This is a genomic window from Draconibacterium sediminis, assembly GCF_000949475.1.
GTDB classification, from domain to species: domain Bacteria; phylum Bacteroidota; class Bacteroidia; order Bacteroidales; family Prolixibacteraceae; genus Draconibacterium; species Draconibacterium sediminis.
In genome coordinates this window covers 909066-930964 of record NZ_JRHC01000001.1, presented here as the reverse complement: position 1 = coordinate 930964, position 21899 = coordinate 909066, and the positions used below count along the sequence as shown (strand labels likewise).

The window sequence follows — 21899 nt, the reverse complement described above, 5'->3', positions numbered from 1 at the left end:
TGATTTTAAAAAAATGTATACTTTTGCAACACCAAAATAAAGGGGGTGCTACTTAAAGCCCAACTTTAGAAAGGTGCCATAGCTCAGTTGGTAGAGCAACGGACTGAAAATCCGTGTGTCCCTGGTTCGATTCCAGGTGGCACCACAAAAGGGAAAAACTAAGTTTTTCCCTTTTGTTTTTATATACACTTTGTAATGCGATTGTAAATTCAATTCTACCGAATTGCACACCGATTGAATATTGGCGCGAGCGAGGAAGTTAACCAAAAATGCTTTCAATTGATATATTGACTCAAAATCCACTATCTATATTCACCATATGTTTTTCGAATATTTATACATAATTTTTCAATCAACTCGCTATTCCTCTTTAACACTTCTCTTCTATAGATCCAAAAATCGTTTGCCTTCTCTGTTACCTTATCCTCCTTGCTATGTCTAAAATATAACTCACTCAACCTTGAATTAATTTTTTTCATTCCCTCCACAACCTCTTCGAAATTACTCATATCACTTTTTGCAAAATAAATTTTCAATTCAAACAGTATATTTGACAACTTATTTAATGATGGAAAAATAATTTCATCTATCTCTTTTGTGCTATATTTTCTATTTAATATTTCATATACCGCAATATGTTCCCATACTAGCTCCATTTGAGCATAGCTCTCAAAAAACCTATTAACAACACCAATCCTATTACGCTGAAACAAATCATGATTTATTTCTCTTTTTTTCAATTTAATATCTAAAACCCTTTTTATTAAGTACCCAATGCCTAAAAGCACCAATGTCATTTGACTCCAGTAAGTAGTTAAAAGATCCTTTACCTCCATAATTTTGAGACCAATGTTTTACATACAAATATTAAACTTCCAATTTAACAAAAAAATCCCAACAAACATATATCAGGATTTACATCGACCAATAGTTATTAACGGACTATTTCCAAAAACAAAAGGCTGCCCTCCGGAACAGCCGCTTGAAATGAGTTTGAAAATCGACACCACCTCCCACCCCGATGAATCGTGGTGTACTCCTCCTCTCGAGGAGGAGAAACGTTCGTACTCACCTTCATACCTCAATGACAAAACCAATTTTCCAGAAGCCCAATTTCCCCTCCTGCCAGGAGGGGTGTATCCGTCGGCTGACGGATGGGGTGGTAAACGGTTGTCGCTTATCTAACGACCGAAGAAATCTCCCATAATCGCGATGCAAGCCACCAATAAAAAATAATAAGGTTGGTTGGAATCGATAAACACAGGCTACTAAGCTTACCCGAAATTCGATAAGGTTTGTAATTTCGTCACATGAAAACCTTATTTTCAAAATTAACATTAGTAGAAACCAACATACAACATTCAAAAACCTTATTAACCTTATATCCTTCGTTGATGCGGATTTATAACTCTCGCCTCTGCCAGCGGCTAAAAGTTTGCTCTTATTAATACTTCCCATTTGCACACCAATTACATCCCCAGGTTAAGGAAGGCGCCAGCGGAGTTTAGTTTAAGCCAACAGGCAATAAAATCTGGAATACGCTTCCCTTGTTTTCTTCGCTGTTAACACGAATATCTCCCTGGTGCATACCTATCAGTTCCTTACAGATAATCAGCCCCAGCCCGGTTCCGGTTTCGTTGTTCGTGCCGGGCGTACTGCTCGACCCTTCAATGCAAAAAAGTTTCTCGCACATCTCGTTGCTAATGCCCACACCGTTATCCACTATCTGAATGGATACATGTTCTGGCCGGCGCTCGCTGATGATTTTTACCTCCTCGCCTTTTTCGCTGTATTTTATGGCGTTCGAAACCATGTTTACAATCACCGTTCTTATCATATTAAGGTCGGCTACAATTTTTAATTCGGGCTGCACCGACACCTTTAGCTTTATGTCTTTACTTTGGGCCTGAATAAAAAGCATATCGGCGGCTTCCTGCACTAAATGATCGAGACGAAACTCGGTGGGCCGGTATTCTATTCGTTTGGATTGAATGCGCGACCATTCGAGCAGGTTCGTTAAATAATCGTACGACTGCAACAATCCTCTGTTTATGTAGTGCGAAAACTGTTTAATCATACTGTTATCGCTCCGTTTTACTTCCTCCTCGAGTAAATCGCTAAAGCCTATCAACGAATTGAATGGATTTTTCAGGTCGTGTGCAACAATCGAAAAGAACTTATCTTTTGTGGCATTCAGCATTTGCAGTTCTTCGTTTTGCCTCATTATTTTCTCCTGGTTTTTTACATTCCACATGTGCAGGCCAATAATATCGGCAATGGTATACAACAAACCAATAAATGCACGATCCCAGATTCGTTTCTCGTACACATCATCAAATCCTATAAACCCAACCCATTCGTTGCCCGAATAAATTGGAATTACAAGTATCGACTGAATGCCCTGGTTTTTCAGAACCTCTTTTTCTATTGGAGGGAAATCTTCAACCAGACCTTTAATTATCTGTTTCTGTTTGAAATTTTCGACCCAGCGGGATATTACGGGTTCGCTAACCGGAATGTGCTGCAATGCAGGATTATCGATTTCGGGTTTCACACCTTTCGCACAAACTTCGTAGGTTTGACTTATAAATCCCCCGTCGGCTGAAAGTTCGAAAATATAAATGCGCGACACTTTCGATGCATTCAGCACAATACCCAATCCTCGTTTTATGCCGTTATTGCCATGGGTTAAAATCGCCTGCGAAAATTCGGCAATGGCATTTTCAAACCGCAACTTTGCCTTTAACAGATCTTCTGATAACTTAATCTTTTTAATAAAGAAAATAAGCGCCAATGTAAACACCAACAGCGAGCCGAGATACACCAGAAAATCGATAACACTGTTGAGGGTGAATACCGAATCACTGAAAAAGAACTCGACAATATTAAGGGCAATATAAAGCCCGGCAACGGACAATACTGAATAAAACCGCCAACCCCGGATTTCAACAAAAAGCAAAAAATACAGCGATACGGGCAGAATGATGGTAAACTGGAAGTAACCACCGAATTTCATTACAAACGTTCCGAGGTAAATGGCCGACAAAAAAATGCCCAGCAGCACTGTTTTGGCCAAATCATGACGCTTTTTATGATTCAAATACAGCGGCAGCAGAAATAAAAACAGGTACAGAATATTAAAGTAGAATTCGCCCGGCGAGTAAATAAAATCGAGAATGGAAACTGTTAGCAACACGCCAACCGAAAAAAAGCTGATCATGTTTACCAGCGCAATTGCACTCTTTTCAACAATTAAATACGTTTCAGCAGTGCCCAGATAGGCAATCGATTTGAGTAAGGTTTTTAGATTAGTCATAGCGGTACAAGTTAGTTCTCGTGCGCAATAAAGGTATTTGGCGAATAAACTTCCGATGAGACTGAAAATTTATTGTTTTACCAATGCACAAAAATTAGTCTTTTTTTGAACTATAAACACACAAATGCACTTTTGGTTGTATGCGCTTGTACCAGATTAAACTTTTGCTTGTTTATTGGTGAAAACCGACTGTTGCTTCAGCCATAAAAACACAAACAGTAACTCCCTGACAGACTGAATCCTTACTCATCCTAATTATTTAAATTCCGTACCTCTGCCAATGAATGAATCTTTCATTTCAACTCTAACGAATAGCGCACCAAATACATCCTGAAACATCTGGAGAACGCGGGCGGTATTTTCAGTTAATGCCCAGGTTGTATCTCAACAGGAATATCGCTCATTACCCGGTGGATATGGAATAGTGACTGAATGATCGGATCGGCTTCAACCACCAACATTCCCATATTTTCGATTGTATCCTTAACATCTTCAGTATAAATGGCTGCAGTGGCCAAAAGCCGGGCTTGTACTTTTGCCGAATGTGATCCGGTAATCCGGCTAAATTCTTTTTCGATACACCGGATGAATTTTGTCTGTGTTGGATTTAGCAACGTAGCAAATTTATTATCGGACGCAAAGGTGACCTTGATATTCTCGAAGGCTAAATTCTTGTAGTGCTTATCATCTACCGAGACGATAATATCTAAATTAAATTCGTCTCCTTTTTCAATCGGACTACCATCCTCTTTCCAGGCTTTATAGCCGATTTTTAATTTGCTGTTCAGTTCCTCATCTATATCATCAATCAATGCCTGTATGCGGTTTGCATGGGCCATCGGTTTTAGTTTTCCGGGAACCGGGATATGAACTATTCGCTCGCGATTTTTTATGTTACTTGTTGGATTCATAGCTTTTGATTTAATGTTATAACTTTAAAATATACGGTCGTAAAAAATGATCACTACGGTACGCATCAGGCTTTGTTTTATACGCATTGAGGGGCGTTCTGTTACAAGGGGAAGACGGGCAGCGGACATCAGTATGACGCAATCTCACCGTTCTTGCTGTGCAAGCCACCAACAAAAAATAATAAGGTTGGCTGGAATTGATAAACACAGGCTACTAAGGTTCCCCAATTCGACAAGGTTTATAATTTCTTCGCGTAAAAACCTTATTTTCAAAATTAACCTTAGAAGCAACCCACACACAACATTGCAAAACCTTATTAAAACCAGCTTACTTCTACAAGAGGAGTTTCCGTTGGCTTACGAATGAGCGGCAGAGCAAACACTTAAAATCGCTGATTCTGTAATTGCTGTGCAAGGCGCCAACAAAAAATAATAAGGTTGGCTGGAATTGATAAACACAGGCTACTAAGGTTCCCAATTCGATAAGGTTTATAATTTCTTCGCGTAAAAACCTTATTTTCAAAATTAACCTTTGTAGCAACCAATAGCCAACATTACAAAACCTTATTAACCTTATTCCCGTAGCGGGTAAGTCCCAAAGCTTCGGAACACTGCAGGGATAACTAAGCACTTCCCTTTTCTATTTTCTGATGATGACAAACCAAAACATTCTGTTTGTTGCCGTGCCAGTTATGAAATCCGTTTCCCTGGCAATCCTTGTACTCGCGGCACGATTTACATTGCCCGGTTTTTGTCCAGTTCCGATTTCGAAAGGGCTGAAATTTATTCTGCCACACTTCGTAAAAATTGTCGGTATAAATATTTCCCTGCGCAAAGCTTCTATCTATATTTGGGCAAGCCGAAATGGAGCCGTCGATTAAAACCGAGCCAATATTTATGCCTGCCCGGCAAAAGAATGAGCTATCGCGCACCAGCGATTCGTATTTGCCCACGTATCCCTCGCAACTAAATTTCACATCAATGTCTTTTGACTTTCGTTGTTCAGCAATAAAATCCATCAGCTCGACAAACTGCTTATCGGTTAATTGCAAATCGGGATTGTTTGCCGCACGGCCAATCGGAATAATGGTAAATAAACGCCAGGCTTTGACATTTTTTGCAAGCAGCAGGTCTTTAATCTGCCTCAGCTCGTTAATGTTTTTCTGATTTACACAGGTAACCACATCAAAGTTTAAACGCTTGGACGAAGCTGCCAACTCAATGGCATTTAGCACTTTCTGAAAACTGTTGCTGTTATTTCTCATCCAGTTATGCGATGCTTCCAACCCGTCGAGACTAATCGTTAATGCGCCCATTCCGGCATTTAATAAGGAATAGTGTCTTTCATTATTATACAGGTGCCCATTTGATACCATCGACCACCGAAACCCTCTCCTTCTCAGTTCTTTTCCACACTGTTCCAAATCGTTTCGCAACAAAGGTTCTCCTCCGGTAAATACGATGGTAAAATTTGGGGCTTTACCTTCAATGGTGTCAATGGCCTTCAGAAAATCATTGAGCGGCATATCGTTAAAAGTGCTGTCTTTTGCACAATCGCTTCCGCAGTGGATACAATTTAAATTACATCGGGTGGTACACTCCCAAAACAAATAATTAAGTTCGTGCGCCCGGGTCTCTATCTTTTTAAATTGCCTGAAAGCATATTTTTTAAGCGAAATCATAGTTTGTCCTTCAACGCGATTTCCAGGTACACCGATTCGCTTATATCCTCAACCGTTTTGAACAAATCCCGAAAAGATCCGTTTTCTGCCCCATCAATATCCTCGAATCCAACCACTAAATTCTCAAATTTTTCCGAATACATCAAGAATTTCCCTTCATCATCTGTTGTGACGTAATAACTGTTATCACCGGCAACCGATACTTTAATCCCCTTTATCGGCAATCCGGTTGTTTCGGAAGTAACCTGTCCTTCAACCAGTCTATCGTATCCGAAATCCTGCGGGGTACCATAACACGCCTGAAAGATGAACATCGCTGATGTAAAACTGAGGCCTTTTAATACATTTCTGATTCGATTGTTTTTCATTTTTTGCTTTTTGTTGTGCTATTTTTAATGGGCAACTGCTTTATTGCAATAAGAAGAACTTCATTATTTCTGCCTGCAACGGCAAAGGTTTAACGTTTTTGGTGCTCTAAATTTAAACATCTTATGTTAAAATCAATAGGTATTTCCCGGAATTAAGCGTCTATTTATTCAGAAAGTATTCATTTAAATCAGAAATCCTGTGATTTTTGGTTTGACTACAATCAACTTAACCATGACAACTAAAACCTGTATTTACCGCATTGGCATCGCCGCACTTCTATTCGTATTTGTATTGAATTGCAAGGCGCAAACCAGTGTTTCGTTGCGCTCGCAATGGCTAGATCCTACCAATTTATTTACCGAAGAAAAACCAACGGGCGAGTTTAGTACTGAGTTTTCGGTTGGCGGCCCCTGGAGTCTGTATTTTTACTACGCCCACGATTTAAAAAACCTGACTCCGATTTATTTAATTGGCGGCGTGAACCACACGCGCGAATCGGAAAAAGCCGACAGCCTTGTTTTTGCGCGACAGGAAGCACGAATGATACCCAATCGGTCGCGGGTAATTTTTCTCAGTTACCAGTACAGCGAAACGGTTGACAACCTTTCGTGGATTCAGCCGGTAGTTACCTGGAACTGGAACTTTCTCCGGAAACCCTCAAATTCGGTACATACCTTTACTGCTGAAGTTTCGCCATGGATGTCGATACAACGTGGCGACCGCTACCAGGACGGTGGCTTTATCAACGCCCAGTACAACTACACCAAACACCTCGATAAATGGATTCTTTCGGGCAACCTGAAAACCATTGCCGTTAAAGTGGTGGAAAAAGAGTGGGATGCTTTTGTTCTAGGCGAAGTTCTTGATCTTTCAGCAGAATTTGTCCCCCTGAAAACAACGCTTGATATCGTTCTCAACCGGCCACTTATTACCGACGAAGCCGATGACCTGGGATTTACCATCGGAATAGTTAAAGAGTTTTGATTTTAAGTTGAAATAGTTTTAAAAATGTTTCCCGATAATTTTTAAAAGGTCAGCTTTACGAATGGGTTTGCTCACGTAATCGTTAAAATCGTTTCCGTTTGATGCTGCCTTCTGCGTTTCGGGGGCAAAGGCCGATAAGGCAAATATTTTTATCTCCTTATCCAATTCCCTGATATTTTTTACAGCCTCGTAGCCATCCATTTCGGGCATCTTTAAATCCATTAAAATTAAATCGATATCAGAATGTTCTTTATGCATATTTATGGCTTCTACTCCCGTTGACGCAATAAGCAGTTCTTCGGCAATATCGTTTAACATATACGAAAACAACTTCTGATTAATCTGGTCGTCTTCAGCCAGTAGAATTCTTAATTTTTTTATGGCAGGTGCACTGCCCGGGTTACTCGTTTCCATAGGGTCATTAGTTTTTGTGAATGGCTAACACAGCACAGTAAAGACAGTATTGTGCCGGGCAAAGAATCCACAATTTAATTCGTCCTTATTTTATCTTTTTTTGTATAACACATTAAATATAGAGCTTTCATTTCGATTCGCGAAATAAGCGGGTTGCTCATTTTGTTTATTTTTGACAAGAAATAAAAAATCAGAAGTATGAAGATCGTTGTTTTGGATGGCTATGCACTAAATCCCGGAGACTTATGCTGGGAGAAAATGAAAACATTGGGAGAATTAACCGTTTACGACCGCACCGCTCCGGAGCAAACCCTTGAACGGGCTGCAGATGCCGAGATCGTTTACACCAACAAGGTCATTCTTAACCGCGAAATCATTGGCAGGCTGCCAAAGCTAAAATTCATTGGAGTACTTGCAACAGGTTATAATGTGGTTGATACAGCTGCCGCAAACGACGCAGGAATTACCGTTTGCAATATTCCGGCGTACAGCACGCAGTCGGTGGCGCAATTGGTTTTTGCCCACATATTACATTTTACCAACAACGTGGCCCTGCACGCCAAATCGGTAAACAATGGCGAATGGGCCTCTAGTAAGGACTTTGCCTATTGGCTGTCGCCGCAAAGCGAGCTGGCCGGGAAAACACTGGGTATTATTGGTTTTGGGCAGATTGGACAAGCCGTCGCCCGCATAGCACTGGCTTTTGGAATGAAGGTAATTTTTAACAACCGCAGCAAAAAAACTACCGATCTGGATGCGCATCAGGTAGATCTTGATACTTTACTGGAGAGCAGCGATTTTATTAGCATTAACTGCCCGCTTACCAGCGAAAACCAGGGATTCATAAATAAAACAAGCATTGCCAAAATGAAACCAACGGCTTTTCTGATAAACACCGGCCGCGGACCACTGATAAATGAACAGGATCTGGCTGATGCGCTAAACAATGACAAGATTGCCGGTGCCAGCCTCGATGTATTGTCGGTTGAGCCGGCCCAACCCGAAAATCCGCTGCCGAAAGCCAAGAACTGCTTTATAACGCCACACATTGCATGGGCAACGCTCGAAGCCCGCCAACGGTTAATGCAGATTGCAGTTGACAATCTAAAGGCATTTATTGACGGGCAACCGATCAATGTGGTTGGCTGAGATGTTTAATAATCGTTAAGAATATATAAAGCCCGTCCGGGGCACGCAACCTTTTCCATCCCTCGTGCGTTCTATCAGCACACGAAAAGGGTAATTGTGTTGCTTAAAATACTACATATCGTATTGCTGGCATCGGTGAAGTATATTGTTACTCTTCCTTATGCCATGATTATCGGACTCGATTACAAGTACGCGCTGCTGGCTGTGCTTACCGGGGGAATAGGCGGTTTTCTGTTTTTTTACTACATCAGCAAACCCTTAAACCGCGGGCTATTGATTTTGTGGCCGTGTTTGTGTAAAGCTATTCCGAATTCAATGCGCGGACGCTACCGTAACTGGTGCATCAACAGAATGAAGAAAAAGCCCAAACGAATATTTACCCGACGAAACCGTTTTATTACCCGTATGAAATCGAACTACGGATTTTGGGGAGTGATAATTGCTACACCGATTATTTTAACCATCCCCATTGGCGCATTTCTGGCCAATAAATATTATGCGCAACGAAGGCATACTGTTTTGTACATGATTTTATCAATAATAGGTTGGGCAGGCGTTTTGTCAGGATTAGTGCATCTTTTCCCGGGCGTATTTCTTTAAACAATCGCGGTTTTCGGTCGTTTGGATTAGCATCTTATCGGCTTCTGCTAAGTCAAGCTCATCCAACTCACCAACAGTCACCCATTTTACAGCGTTATGATCGTTCAACTTTATTTTACCCGAAACCAACGAACAAACAAAGGGAATCAAACGGATGGCTTTAATCTGATAATCGTGTTCAACCGGAGTTAGTGCTCCCTGAACTTCCACTGTCAGATTTAATTCTTCCTTTATTTCGCGAACGATACACTCTTTTTCAGTTTCGTCGGATTTTACTTTTCCACCTGGAAATTCCCACTGAAAAGGATGATCGGAACTTTCATTGTTTTGAGCAACAAGGATTTTCCCCTGATGGATTATTATGGCGCAGGTAACTTGAATCATTCGGTAAAAATAGAAACTTGAAGAATATTTTCTATCTTTTCTGCGCACTTGAAAATCAACCACCGATGACAGAACAAGAACTTTTCGAACACCTCGATGCATGGGAGAATATTGAAATTATTGCAGCAGCAATGCTAAACGATACGCGGCAGTTTAATACCCTCGTACAGCTCGCCCTAAACGATACGCGGCAAAAAAGCTGGCGTGCTGCTTACCTTGTCGATAAAATTCATGACGAAAAACCGGAATTGTTGCAGCCTTATCTCCCGGCGCTGATCGGACAATTAAAAACAGAGAAGAATGCCAGCAAACGCCGTCACTGGTTAAAGCTTATCAGCATGAATGCTATACCTGAAGAGCATAGTGGTTTTCTGTTTGATTACTGCATTGAAACATTCACCTCGGGTAACGAGGCCGTGGCAGTGCGCGTGCATGCCATGCAAATTCTGTACAACATATCAGAACTGGAACCCGACCTGAAACCGGAGGTTCTGCAGTTAATCGAGCAGGAGATGGAATTCCATCCAACAGCCGGCATCCGGTCGCGGGGTAAAAAACTGGCCACTAAATTATTCCGGCAAATTCAACAAAACAGCGATTAAGAACCGGCTTTATTCTGAAACTTTACAATCAATTCCTGCAATTTGGCATCCAGTTCAGTATTCAATTCCTCTTGTTTGTAGTTTCGCGTAAGAATTATCATGTTTTGTAAATGTGAGATCTGGCGATTTTGTTCGCTTTGTACTGCTGCCGCAAAATTGTCGGGCAACGAAGCATAATAATCAAGCAAAGCAAAACAGTTATCCGCCATAATACGCACTTTTTCATTTCCTTTTTCTGTGGCCCCGGCACCGTAATACTGTGCTGCCATTTGGAACGAACTGTAATCGAGCGGAATTTTCTCGTTCGGGAAAAGCTCAAACATTTTATCGGCCACCTCAATGGCTTTTTCCTTTTCTCCCTGGGCCAGTAAAGCTTGCGACAAACGCGTAAACATATATTGTGCCTGCATAATGTTTATCTGCTTGCGGTTATACTCGTCCATATGAATATCCGGGTCGTTTACATTTCCCCAAACAAATTTATTCATCACATTATCATAAAGAATATCGGGGTCGATTCGTCCGGCAGTTACGCCTTGTTTTGGTGTTCGTATCGGCACAAACCGGTAAGCCAATCCTTCAAACTGCAACCAGTCAAGGAAGTGAATATTTCCGGTAAACACCAAACTGTGATCGATATATATAGGGCGTTCCCAGTTGTTGGCAGCAATCATATTCAGTACCGCCATTTCACTTTTCGAGATCAAATTATCTGAGATCTTAAAGCTCACTCTGTCGGCAATAAGATCTGCATCTTTCTGTTTTACCGTTCCCGAATCCAGAACTTTTTGCTTATCAACCGTAATATGAAAATCGCGCGACGGCAGGTAATCCATCATATCACCACTGGTAACTTTTACTTTTGTGCGCACATCGTCGCTACCTAAAAACTCCATGGCTTCGCTCAGCTCCACCGATCCTTTTATCCGGTCCTGGAAGAGCACCGCATCCATACGGCCCATGTAGTATTTATCTTTGGTGAAAGTAAATGGTACCGGATCGGCATCGTATGTTTTAAACTGCTGCTGATTGATGTACCAGTCCATTCCAAGGTAACTGATATTTATGATTTTTATATCCCGGCGTACGCCCTCCACTTCCTGCACATACCACAGCGGGAAAGTATCGTTATCGCCATAAGTAAACAGGATTGCATTTGGCGCACACGACTCCAGGTAATTGATCGCGTAATCACGTGTCATGTATTTTCCTGACCGGTCGTGATCATCCCAGTTTTGCGATGCAAGCACTCCCGGCACGGCCACCATTGAAATTACAGTTGCCAGCACTGCTCCGGGCGCTCCTTTCAGCACTTTCTTTAAACCGGAATAAATGGCCAGCACTCCCAGGCCAATCCAGATGGCAAAGGCATAAAACGAGCCGGCGTAAGCATAATCGCGCTCGCGTGGTTGGTACGGATACTGGTTGAGGTAAACCACAATGGCAAGACCGGTAAGGATAAACAGCAGCATGGTTACTGCAAATGTTTCTTTGCCCTTTTTACCCTGGTTATATTGAAAGAACAAACCCAGAAGCCCCAGCAACAGCGGCAAAAAGTAATATACGTTTCTGCTCGGATCGTTTTTCATCCATTCGGGCATATTATCGCGCGGCCCGGTTTTTGGCTCATCAATAAACGAGATTCCGCTTACCCAGTTCCCATTATCGAAACCTCCGTGACCTTGTACATCGTTTTGCCGCCCAACAAAATTCCACATAAAATAACGCATGTACATATGTCCAACCTGGTAACTAAAAAAGAAGCGCAGGTTCTCGCCAAAAGTTGGTTTTTGCAAGGTTTTTACTTCGCCTCGGTCGCGTACCCGTACCGGAGTTCCTTTTACTTTTCCCCAATCTTTATAAGCCTGAATGTGGTTTGCTTTATCGCTGTACATTCGCGGGAAAATGGTTTCCATTTTTGGCTCGTACACTGAACCACCCGGCATTGTTCCGGTAATTTTGTATTTCCCGTCTACCTTGTTGTATTGTTCTTTTGGAGCTTTTGATGCAATTCGCGGGGCATTATAATATGGTCCTTTTGCCAGCGGCCGGTCGCCATACTGTTCGCGGTTCAGGTAACGAACCAAAGCAAAAGCATTATCGGGGCTACTCTGATTCATTGGCGGATTAGCCGACGCTCGAATAACGATGAGTGCAAACGACGAATAGCCGATCAGAATTACAATAAACATTGTAAGTGCGGTATTCAGCACTACCTTATTTCTTTTTCGGGTGTAATTGATGCCCCACACGGAACCGGCTACCACCAGGGCACCCATAAATAATATTCCGGAGTTAAACGGCAATCCGAATGCATTCACAAAAATGCGGTCGAAGATAAAAGCAACGTGCGGTACTCCCGGAATAATTCCATACTGAATACCCAGCAAAATACCCATCGAGGTTGCCAGCGCATAAAACACACCTTTCCACGAGAATTCGTATTTTTTGAAATAATAAACCATTCCGATAGCTGGAATAGCCAGCAGGTTCAACAAGTGAACACCAATTGACAAGCCCATTAAATACGCAATTAGCACCAACCAACGGTTCGCGTATTTTTCGTGCGCCACATTTTCCCATTTCAAAATGGCCCAAAATACCATGGCCGTAAACAGCGATGAAAGTGCGTAAACCTCTCCTTCTACTGCCGAAAACCAAAACGAATCGGTAAAAGTAAAAGCCAGCGCTCCAACCAAACCACTACCCCACACGGCAATCTGTTCGCCAGTGCTTAGTTCATCCCCGGGAAAAAGTTTTTTGGCAAGATGTACAATCGTCCAGTACAAAAACATGATGGTTGCGGCACTTGCAATAGCCGATAAGGAATTAACCATAACTGCGGCTTTGGTAACATCGGGAGCAAACAGTGTAAATATCCGTCCCAAAATCATAAAGGTAGGCGCACCCGGTGGGTGACCAACCTCCAGTTTAAATGCACTTGTTATAAACTCTCCGCAATCCCACCAGCTAACCGTGGGTTCAATAGTAGCAAAATAGGTTATACAAGCGACAGTAAAAACAAGCCAACCAAGAATGTTATTGATTAATTTTGTGTGTTGCATGATCTGCATTTTATTTTTGAACAAAGGCAAATATAAGCTTTTATACAAGAATGCTTAGAACATAATTATCAAAAAGAATTTCACCTTTTTTTCGAAAGAGGGAATTTTTTTTTGCCCAGATATTGCAGAATAAAATTTTTTTATACTTTTGCACCGTCTTTAACGAAAAGACGCAATAAGGACTGACCCGTGGTGTAATTGGCAACACGTCTGATTTTGGTTCAGAAGAGTCCAGGTTCGAGCCCTGGCGGGTCAACCACCAAAGCCTGCAGTTTTACTGCGGGCTTTTTTTATGGGTAAAAAATCATACAAAATAAGCCCGTCAAATTAATGGGCCACTTATTAAAACAAAAAAGCTCCGACCAATGGCCGGAGCTTCTCTAATATTGAAATAAAGCTTCTACTCTTTGTATTCGTCCCAGCTTACCACTTTAATGTCCTCGAGGCTGTATTTGCAAATTCCGTAAAGGAATGCACTTGCAACACGGGCATTGGTAATAAGCGGGATGTTATAATCGATGGCACTACGGCGAATCGTATAACCATTTTTCAACTCGCGGTTGGTATGGTTTTTCGGGATATTAACCACCAGGTCGATCTTTTTATTCTTGATCATTTCAATGGTATTTGGTGACTGATCTTCTTCGTCGGGCCAGTGCACCAGCGTATTCTCAATACCATTATCGCGGAAGAACTTGTGCGTTCCTTCAGTGGCGAAAATATTGTAGCCTTTTTCAACCAGCATTCTGGTGCTGTTCAGCAACTCCACTTTGCCTCGTGATGGTCCTGATGAAATCAAGATGTTCTTTTTCGGAAAGTTGTATCCTACCGACAACATCGCTTTCAGAATCGCCTCGTAATAGGTATCGCCGATACATCCAACCTCTCCGGTCGACGACATATCTACACCTAAAACAGGGTCGGCTTTCAGTAATCGTGCAAACGAGAACTGCGGAGCTTTAACCCCCACATAATCCAGCTCGAACAACGATTTATCCGGTTTCGGCACATCGATTCCCAACATTACTTTCGTGGCAATTTCAATCAGGTTCAATTTCATCACCTTTGAAACAAACGGGAAGCTTCGCGATGCACGCAGGTTACACTCAATAACTTTTATGTCGTTATCTTTTGCCAGGAACTGCATATTGAAAGGTCCGGTAATTTCCAGCCCCTTTGCAATCTGACGAGCGATTTTCTTCACCCTGCGGATGGTCTCAACATATAGTTTTTGCGGCGGGAAAACGATGGTAGCATCGCCCGAGTGAACTCCGGCAAACTCCACGTGCTCCGAAATGGCATAAGCAACCATCTCGCCTTTATTGGCAACTGCGTCAATTTCAATTTCTTTGGCCTGCTCGATAAACTCGGTAACAACCACCGGATGTTCTTTCGATACATTGGCCGCCATTTCAAGGAAATGCTCCAGCTGATCGGGGTTAGAAACCACATTCATGGCTGCACCCGAAAGTACGTATGATGGACGAATCAACACCGGATAACCCACCTCATCCACAAACTTGTGAATTTCTTCGATGGTTGACAGGCGTGCCCAGCGTGGCTGATCAACACCCAGCTCATCAAGCAGTGATGAGAATTTCTCACGGTCCTCGGCATTGTCGATCTTTTTGGCCGATGTACCAAGGATCGGGACATTTTGGCTGTCAAGTTTCATTGCCAGGTTATTCGGAATTTGTCCTCCCATTGAAACCACAACTCCGTGCGGATTCTCCAGGTCGTACACATCCATTACACGCTCAAAAGTCAGCTCATCAAAATAAAGTCTGTCGCAGGTATCGTAATCCGTACTCACCGTCTCCGGGTTGTAGTTGATCATTACTGAACGATATCCCTCTTTTTTAATCGTATTGATGGTATTTACACTACACCAGTCGAATTCTACCGAACTTCCGATACGGTAAGCACCTGATCCAAGTACCATCACCGATTTATGATCGCCTAAGTAAGTAACGTCGTTCTCCGTGCCATTATGCGTCAGGTACAGGTAGTTGGTTTGAGCAGGATACTCACCTGCAAGTGTATCAATTTGTTTAACTACCGGCACAATTCCGTTAGCTTTACGGAAAGCCCTTACTTTCAGAAGATCTTCATTGATGTTTGCATTCTTGCTCCTCATTACCAAACGTGCGATCTGAAAATCGGAATAACCGGCTTGTTTTGATGCTTTTAACAGTGGAATTGGCAATTTCTCCAACTCGTTAAACTTCTTCAGCTCCAGTTTTATTTTGTAAATATTATTCAACTTCTGCAGGAACCAGCGATCGATTTTTGTTTTCTCGTGAATCTGATCGATTGAATAACCTTTGTTGAACGCCTCCGCAATGGCAAATATTCGGCGGTCGGTAGGATTTGTCAACTCCTCCTCGATTCCCTCAATGGTAATCTCCTCTCTGTTGCCCACAAAACCGTGCATTCCCAAACCAACCATTCGAATACCTTTCTGAATGGCTTCTTCAAAAGTTCGACCGATGGCCATAATCTCGCCAACCGATTTCATCGAGCTTCCGATATTTTTCGAAACACCTACGAATTTGCTCAAATCCCAGCGAGGAATCTTTACTACACAGTAGTCGAGCGCAGGCTCGAAACATGCAGTAGTTACTTTGGTAACCGAGTTTTTAAGTTGGTGCAAACCGTAACCCAAACCTAATTTTGCAGCAACAAATGCCAGCGGATAACCGGTAGCTTTCGATGCCAGTGCCGACGAACGTGACAGACGGGCATTCACCTCAATCACACGATAATCTTCTGAGTAAGGATCGAGCGCGAACTGAACGTTACATTCTCCGATTACTCCAACACGACGAATAATCTTAATTGATATTTCGCGCAGTTTGTGATATTCTGAGTTCGACATTGTTTGCGATGGAGCTACAACGATACTCTCGCCAGTGTGAATTCCAAGCGGATCGAAGTTCTCCATGTTACAAACCGTAATACAGTTGTCGTATTTATCGCGAACTACCTCGTACTCTACTTCTTTCCATCCTTTAATTGATTCTTCAACCAGGATTTGCGGCGAGTAAGCAAATGCGCTTCCTGCCAGTTTTTCCAGTTCCTCTTCGTTTTCGCAGAAACCGGACCCTAAACCTCCGAGCGTATATGCCGCGCGGATGATAATTGGGAAGCCAACCTCTTTAGCAGCAGCTTTTGCTTCGGCCATATTTGCAGCGGCGATACTTTTTGGTGTTTTTACACCAATTTCGGCCAGCATATTGGCAAAAATATCGCGGTCTTCGGTATCAATAATCGACTGAACCGGCGTACCAACTACCTCAACATTGTATTTTTCGAGTACTCCCGATTCGTAAAGTGCAACCCCGCAGTTCAGCGCAGTTTGACCTCCGAATGCCAGAAGTATTCCCTGTGGTTTTTCTTTTTTAATTACCTCTTCAACAAAATGAGGCGTAACAGGCAAAAAGTAGATTTTGTCTGCAATGTCTTCAGATGTTTGAATGGTTGCAATATTCGGATTGATAAGAACCGTTTCAACACCTTCTTCTTTCAACGCTTTTAGCGCCTGCGAACCGGAATAATCGAACTCACCGGCCTCTCCAATTTTTAGTGCTCCCGAACCAAGAACAATTGCTTTTTTAATATGTGTTTCTATCATGATAATTTTTGAAATTACATTGAAAGATTATTTCTTCGACTCTACGATATTTTTAATGAACTCGTCGAATAAAAACTCGGTATCAACAGGCCCGCTCGACGCTTCCGGGTGAAACTGTGTTGAGAAGAAAGGCTTTGTTTTGTGCCTGATTCCTTCGTTGGTTTCATCGTTCACGTTAGTAAATAATGGCTCCCAGTCGTTTGGCAACGTTTCGGTTGCTACCGCAAAACCATGGTTTTGCGAAGTGATGTAACATTTGTTTGTTCCTTCCAACAACACCGGTTGGTTGTGGCTGCGGTGCCCGAATTTCAATTTATAGGTCTCGGCGCCGGCGGCACGTGCCAGCAATTGGTTACCCAAACAAATTCCCATAATTGGTTTCTCTGCCTCAATTACATTTTTAATGTAGTCAACAGTTACATCACAATTTGCCGGGTCGCCCGGGCCGTTCGAGATAAACAATCCGTCGAATTCTTCATTGGTAAAATCATAATCCCATGGCACACGAATTACCGTAGCTCCGCGATTAAGCAAACAACGGATAATGTTGTTTTTCACACCGCAATCAATTAATACCACTTTGTGCTCTCCGTCTCCGTATACCTCACGTTCTTTGCAACTGGCAACAGCTACCAGGTTTTCTTTATTCGGATCGTAAAAGTCAATTTCATCACCGAATTCGATCTTTCCAAGCATCGATCCTTTCTCACGTAAAATTTTCGTTAAGGCTCTCGTGTCGATGTCGAATAAACCCGGTACTTCGTATTCTTTTAACCAATCACTCAAACTTTTCTCAGCATTCCAGTGACTAAACTCAAACGAGTAATCAGAGATTATCAGACCGGAAATGTGCAATTTGTGCGATTCGTAATATTTGTGTATTCCGTTCTCTTTTCTGTTAAAAGGAACGCCATAATTCCCAATCATTGGGTAAGTCGACACCAGTATTTGCCCGGTGTAAGATGGATCAGTCAAACTCTCCGGATACCCCGTCATTGCTGTATAAAAAACGACCTCTCCGGCCACCGACTTTTCGCTTCCGAAGGATTTTCCCATAAAAACCGTCCCGTCTTCAAGCGTTAATTTTGCCTGTTTTACTTTGTACATATTCCGATTTAATAATTAAAAAAAATGCGCTTGCCCTAAAATAGTTCAAACGCATTTCAGTTATTCTTTATACTTATTTTCAAATACACTTTCTCAGCCATAATGTTAAGAACATGATATTAAAATCATTTTCCGATGCAAAAATAGAAAATATTCTGAAATTCTTACCTGTTCTTTTATGAAAATGTATATTTTTGCATTACAAATGAATATTTATTCAATGAAGAATAAAGTACAACGACAACGAGAAATCCGAAAAATAATCCAGAGAGGCAGTGTACACAGCCAGGACGAATTATTGGTTGAGTTAAAACGCCGCGGGTTCGAACTGACACAAGCTACCTTATCGCGCGATTTAAAAGTGCTGCAGGTAGCAAAAGTGCCACATCCGGTTAAAGGATACCTTTATACGATTCCTGAAAACGGACAATCTGAACGTCAAAATTCAGAACATGTTAACCGTATAAATTACCTGGCCGACGGATTTAAGGACATACAGTTTTCGGGAAACCTGGCTGTTATACGTACCTTACCCGGATACGCCAACAGCATTGCAGCCGTAATTGATTCAGCTAGTCCGTGGGAAATTTTAGGAACCGTTGCCGGAGACGATACTATATTAATAATACAAAGGGAAGGAATATCGAAAAATGATTTGACTGAGGCATTAATTAAAATTCTGCCAAAGCTTAACGACAAATTGTAGATCGAAGGATGAAGAGTTTAGAAAATATTAAAGTTTTAATTGCCGACGAAAATCACTTGAAATTCATCGACGACATAAACGACGCTATCGACAGTGCATCGAAACAACGGGGCACCGGTATTGCGCGTCGTACATTTGAGTACCTGTCTTCGAAGATGAAGGAAGGGAAAGCAATTATTGCCCTTGAAGGAGACACCTTTGCCGGTTTTTGCTACATAGAAACCTGGCAGGAAAAAGGTTTTGTGGCCAATTCGGGTTTAATTGTTGGTGAAGAATACCGTGGAATAGGGCTTGCAAAAGCGATTAAGAAAAAGGCTTTCGAGCTTTCGCGTAAGAAATATCCGAATTCAAAAATATTTGGTTTAACTACCGGTTTGGCGGTAATGAAAATTAACCACGAACTGGGCTACCGTCCGGTAACATTTTCGGAGTTAACCTTAGACGACCAGTTTTGGAAAGGTTGCCAGGGATGTGTTAACCACGATATCTTAGAGCGTACCGGGCGAACAAAATGTCTGTGTACAGGAATGCTTTACGATCCGGCATGGGAAAAACCAACATACGCCAACGGAAACGGAATTAAGAAACGCAGCCTGCTCGATCTTCTGCCAAAACGATTTGTAGGCGTTGCAAAAAAGAAAATAACAGATAAAAATAAGTAGAGTGGCGGCTCGCTATTCGACAGACAGCTACAGACTTAAGTTGAATAACAAACGCCGTCACTCTTTTAAAGATATTTAGACATGAGTAAAAAATTGGTACTGGCATTTAGTGGAGGTTTAGACACATCGTTTTGTGTAAAATACCTGAAGGAAGAAAAAGGTTATGATGTTTATACAGCAATTGCCAACACAGGCGGATTCTCCGATGAGGAGTTAAAAGCCATTGAAGAACGTGCGCTGGCGCTGGGCGCAGTTGAGCACATTACGCTCGACGTAACTAACGAGTATTACGAAAAATGTATTCGCTACATGGTTTTTGGCAATGTACTGCGTAATAACACCTACCCTATTTCGGTAAGTTCAGAAAGAGCATTTCAGGCCATCGCCATTATCGAGTATGCCAAAGAAATTGGTGCACAGTACATCGCTCATGGTAGTACCGGTGCCGGAAACGATCAGATTCGTTTCGACCTGACTTTCCAGGTTTTGGCTCCCGAGATTGAAATCATTACGCCAACCCGCGATATGTTGCTTACCCGCCAGTACGAAATTGATTACCTGAAAAAATACGGTTTTGAAGCCGATTTCACCAAAATGGAATATTCCATTAATCAGGGACTTTGGGGAACCAGCGTTGGCGGAAAAGAGACATTGACCACTGACAAAAATCTTCCTGAAGAAGCTTACCCAAGTCAATTGGAAGCTACCGAGCCCAAAACCATTGAATTGGGTTTTGAAAAAGGCGAACTGGTTTCGCTCGACGGTGAATTTTACGAAAACGGTCCCGATGTGATTCGCGCATTGGAAGATGTAGCATCGAAATATGCCATTGGCCGCGACACACACGTTGGCGACACCATTATTGGTATTAAAGGCCGCGTTGGTTTTGAGGCTGCTGCTCCGCTAATTACCATTAAAGCACACCACCTGTTGGAAAAACATACACTTACAAAATGGCAATCGTACTGGAAAGAGCAGTTGGGCAACTGGTACGGCATGTTCCTGCACGAAGCCATGTACCAGGAGCCGGTGATGCGTAACATCGAAGATTTCCTTGAATCAACTCAGGAAAATGTAACCGGAAAAGTGATCGTAAAACTGAGACCTTACAACTTCGAGCTGGTTGGTATTGAATCGGAGCACGATTTAATGAATTCAGGATTTGGCCAATACGGCGAAACTGTTGAAGCCTGGACTGCTGACGATGTAAAAGGATTTACCAAAATCTTAGCGAACTCACTAAAAATCTACAATAAAGTAAACGGAAATTTATAGGATGATTAAAGTTGGAATTATAGGAGGAGCCGGATATACTGCCGGAGAGCTGTTGAGAATCTTATTAAATCATCCGCAAGCAGAAATTGGTTTTGTGCAAAGCACCAGTAATGCGGGCAACCTGATTTCGGATGTACACATTGATTTGCTGGGCGAAACCGATATCAAATTCACCGACCAGATGCCTTTTGACGAAGTGGATGTTATTTTCCTTTGTATGGGGCATGGCAAGTCGATCGAATTTGTGGAGAAAAATACTTTCCCTCAATATTTGAAAATTATCGACTTAAGCCACGACTTCAGACTAAAAAGAGAAGGCAATGACTTTGTTTACGGTTTACCTGAACTAAACCGCGAAGAAATTGAATCATCAGAACGGATTGCGAATCCGGGATGTTTTGCCACAGGCATTCAACTGGCACTGTTGCCACTTGCTGCTAATAATTTGTTGCAGGATGAAATCCATGTCCAGGCCATTACCGGATCAACCGGTGCGGGTCAAAAACCAACGGCAACGTCGCATTTCAGCTGGCGTAGCAGTAATGTTTCAGCATACAAAATTTTCGAGCACCAGCACGAAGGCGAGATCATTCAGAGCCTGAAACAATTGCAACCCGATTTTGAAAAGGATTTCAACTTTGTACCGATTCGCGGAAACCACACACGCGGTATTTTTGTTGCCTGTTATACAAAATTTGACGGTTCGCTTGAAGAAGGCAACGAAATATATAAAGATTACTACGCCGATCATCCGTTCGTTTTTGTAACCGACAAAAACCCGGGAGTAAAACAGGTGGTGAACACCAACAAAGGCGTAATTTATTTGGAAAAACACGGAAACAAACTGGTTATAATCAGTTTAACCGACAATTTAATAAAAGGCGCATCCGGACAGGCAGTTCAGAATATGAACCTGATGTTTGGCCTGGATGAGAAAACCGGACTCAACTTAAAACCGGTAGCATTTTAAAACTGAACGCAGATAACACAGATTTTGCAGATTCTCACTGAAAAGATCAGTGCACATCAACTAAATCAG

At 42.1% G+C, this 21899-nt stretch carries 19 protein-coding genes and 2 tRNA genes; 11 read left to right on the top strand and 10 right to left on the bottom strand.

Features of this window, described 5'->3' with window-relative positions; genetic code table 11:
• The first annotated feature begins 72 nt into the window (after window positions 1–72).
• A tRNA-Phe gene (locus LH29_RS03870) sits at window positions 73–145 on the top strand.
• A gap of 157 nt (window positions 146–302) precedes the next feature.
• Here the strand turns inward: LH29_RS03870 and LH29_RS03865 are convergent.
• Window positions 303–836, bottom strand: coding sequence for a hypothetical protein (locus tag LH29_RS03865; protein ID WP_045026179.1), 534 nt, complete (start codon window positions 834–836; stop codon window positions 303–305).
• Window positions 837–849: 13 nt separating this feature from the next.
• On the opposite strand from LH29_RS03865, the gene LH29_RS03860 reads away from it, so the two are divergent.
• Window positions 850–1185, top strand: coding sequence for a hypothetical protein (locus LH29_RS03860; RefSeq protein ID WP_045026178.1), 336 nt, complete (start codon window positions 850–852; stop codon window positions 1183–1185).
• Between the two features lie 319 nt (window positions 1186–1504).
• Here LH29_RS03860 and LH29_RS23620 read toward each other — a convergent pair whose 3' ends face one another.
• The 4 genes from LH29_RS23620 to LH29_RS03840 form a co-directional block, all read right to left on the bottom strand.
• A complete protein-coding gene (locus LH29_RS23620; RefSeq protein ID WP_052670588.1) occupies window positions 1505–3316 on the bottom strand; it encodes a GAF domain-containing sensor histidine kinase in 1812 nt (603 codons plus the stop codon).
• Between the two features lie 365 nt (window positions 3317–3681).
• Window positions 3682–4227 carry a hypothetical protein gene (locus tag LH29_RS03850; RefSeq protein WP_045026177.1) on the bottom strand — a complete coding sequence of 182 codons (546 nt, stop codon included), beginning with the start codon at window positions 4225–4227 and terminating at the stop codon, window positions 3682–3684.
• A gap of 623 nt (window positions 4228–4850) precedes the next feature.
• Window positions 4851–5909 carry a TIGR04133 family radical SAM/SPASM protein gene (locus LH29_RS03845; RefSeq protein WP_045026176.1) on the bottom strand — a complete coding sequence of 353 codons (1059 nt, stop codon included), beginning with the start codon at window positions 5907–5909 and terminating at the stop codon, window positions 4851–4853.
• Window positions 5906–6277: a peptidase associated/transthyretin-like domain-containing protein gene (locus LH29_RS03840; RefSeq protein ID WP_045026175.1), complete on the bottom strand. Its 372-nt coding sequence runs from the start codon at window positions 6275–6277 to the stop codon at window positions 5906–5908. Before LH29_RS03840 ends, LH29_RS03845 begins: the two co-directional genes overlap by 4 nt.
• A gap of 232 nt (window positions 6278–6509) precedes the next feature.
• Here LH29_RS03840 and LH29_RS03835 point away from each other — a divergent pair, with 232 nt between their 5' ends.
• A complete protein-coding gene (locus tag LH29_RS03835) occupies window positions 6510–7262 on the top strand; it encodes a hypothetical protein (protein WP_045026174.1) in 753 nt (250 codons plus the stop codon).
• Window positions 7263–7280: 18 nt separating this feature from the next.
• Here LH29_RS03835 and LH29_RS03830 read toward each other — a convergent pair whose 3' ends face one another.
• On the bottom strand, window positions 7281–7676 hold the full coding sequence (locus LH29_RS03830) for a response regulator (RefSeq protein WP_045026173.1): 396 nt from the start codon (window positions 7674–7676) through the stop codon (window positions 7281–7283).
• Between the two features lie 198 nt (window positions 7677–7874).
• On the opposite strand from LH29_RS03830, the gene LH29_RS03825 reads away from it, so the two are divergent.
• Both LH29_RS03825 and LH29_RS23615 read left to right on the top strand, forming a co-directional pair.
• Complete coding sequence (locus tag LH29_RS03825; RefSeq protein ID WP_045026172.1) at window positions 7875–8825, top strand: D-2-hydroxyacid dehydrogenase; 951 nt, start codon at window positions 7875–7877, stop codon at window positions 8823–8825.
• Between the two features lie 96 nt (window positions 8826–8921).
• Complete coding sequence (locus tag LH29_RS23615) at window positions 8922–9425, top strand: hypothetical protein (protein ID WP_157493556.1); 504 nt, start codon at window positions 8922–8924, stop codon at window positions 9423–9425.
• Here LH29_RS23615 and LH29_RS03815 read toward each other — a convergent pair.
• Complete coding sequence (locus tag LH29_RS03815; RefSeq protein ID WP_045026171.1) at window positions 9393–9809, bottom strand: (deoxy)nucleoside triphosphate pyrophosphohydrolase; 417 nt, start codon at window positions 9807–9809, stop codon at window positions 9393–9395. The genes LH29_RS23615 and LH29_RS03815 overlap by 33 nt on opposite strands.
• Before the next feature lie 65 nt (window positions 9810–9874).
• Between LH29_RS03815 and LH29_RS03810 the strand changes: the two genes are divergently transcribed.
• Window positions 9875–10411, top strand: coding sequence for a hypothetical protein (locus LH29_RS03810; RefSeq protein WP_045026170.1), 537 nt, complete (start codon window positions 9875–9877; stop codon window positions 10409–10411).
• Here the strand turns inward: LH29_RS03810 and LH29_RS03805 are convergent.
• Complete coding sequence (locus LH29_RS03805; RefSeq protein WP_045028644.1) at window positions 10408–13476, bottom strand: glycosyltransferase family 117 protein; 3069 nt, start codon at window positions 13474–13476, stop codon at window positions 10408–10410. The genes LH29_RS03810 and LH29_RS03805 overlap by 4 nt on opposite strands.
• A gap of 183 nt (window positions 13477–13659) precedes the next feature.
• Between LH29_RS03805 and LH29_RS03800 the strand changes: the two genes are divergently transcribed.
• Window positions 13660–13735: transfer RNA gene (locus LH29_RS03800), tRNA-Gln, on the top strand.
• Window positions 13736–13876: 141 nt separating this feature from the next.
• On the opposite strand, the gene carB is transcribed toward LH29_RS03800, so the two are convergent.
• Complete coding sequence (carB, locus tag LH29_RS03795; protein WP_232302815.1) at window positions 13877–17110, bottom strand: carbamoyl-phosphate synthase (glutamine-hydrolyzing) large subunit; 3234 nt, start codon at window positions 17108–17110, stop codon at window positions 13877–13879.
• A 27-nt stretch (window positions 17111–17137) separates the two neighbouring features.
• Window positions 17138–18217 carry a glutamine-hydrolyzing carbamoyl-phosphate synthase small subunit gene (carA, locus tag LH29_RS03790; protein WP_045026169.1) on the bottom strand — a complete coding sequence of 360 codons (1080 nt, stop codon included), beginning with the start codon at window positions 18215–18217 and terminating at the stop codon, window positions 17138–17140.
• A 220-nt stretch (window positions 18218–18437) separates the two neighbouring features.
• Between carA and argR the strand changes: the two genes are divergently transcribed.
• The 4 genes from argR (at window position 18438) to argC (ending at window position 21830) form a co-directional block, all read left to right on the top strand.
• Entirely contained in the window at window positions 18438–18923 is a 486-nt protein-coding gene (gene argR / locus LH29_RS03785; RefSeq protein WP_045028639.1) for an arginine repressor, read from the top strand.
• Between the two features lie 8 nt (window positions 18924–18931).
• On the top strand, window positions 18932–19585 hold the full coding sequence (locus LH29_RS03780) for a GNAT family N-acetyltransferase (protein ID WP_045026168.1): 654 nt from the start codon (window positions 18932–18934) through the stop codon (window positions 19583–19585).
• An 81-nt stretch (window positions 19586–19666) separates the two neighbouring features.
• Entirely contained in the window at window positions 19667–20860 is a 1194-nt protein-coding gene (argG, locus tag LH29_RS03775) for an argininosuccinate synthase (protein WP_045026167.1), read from the top strand.
• Window position 20861: 1 nt separating this feature from the next.
• Entirely contained in the window at window positions 20862–21830 is a 969-nt protein-coding gene (argC, locus tag LH29_RS03770) for an N-acetyl-gamma-glutamyl-phosphate reductase (RefSeq protein WP_045026166.1), read from the top strand.
• The last annotated feature ends 69 nt before the right edge of the window (window positions 21831–21899 follow it).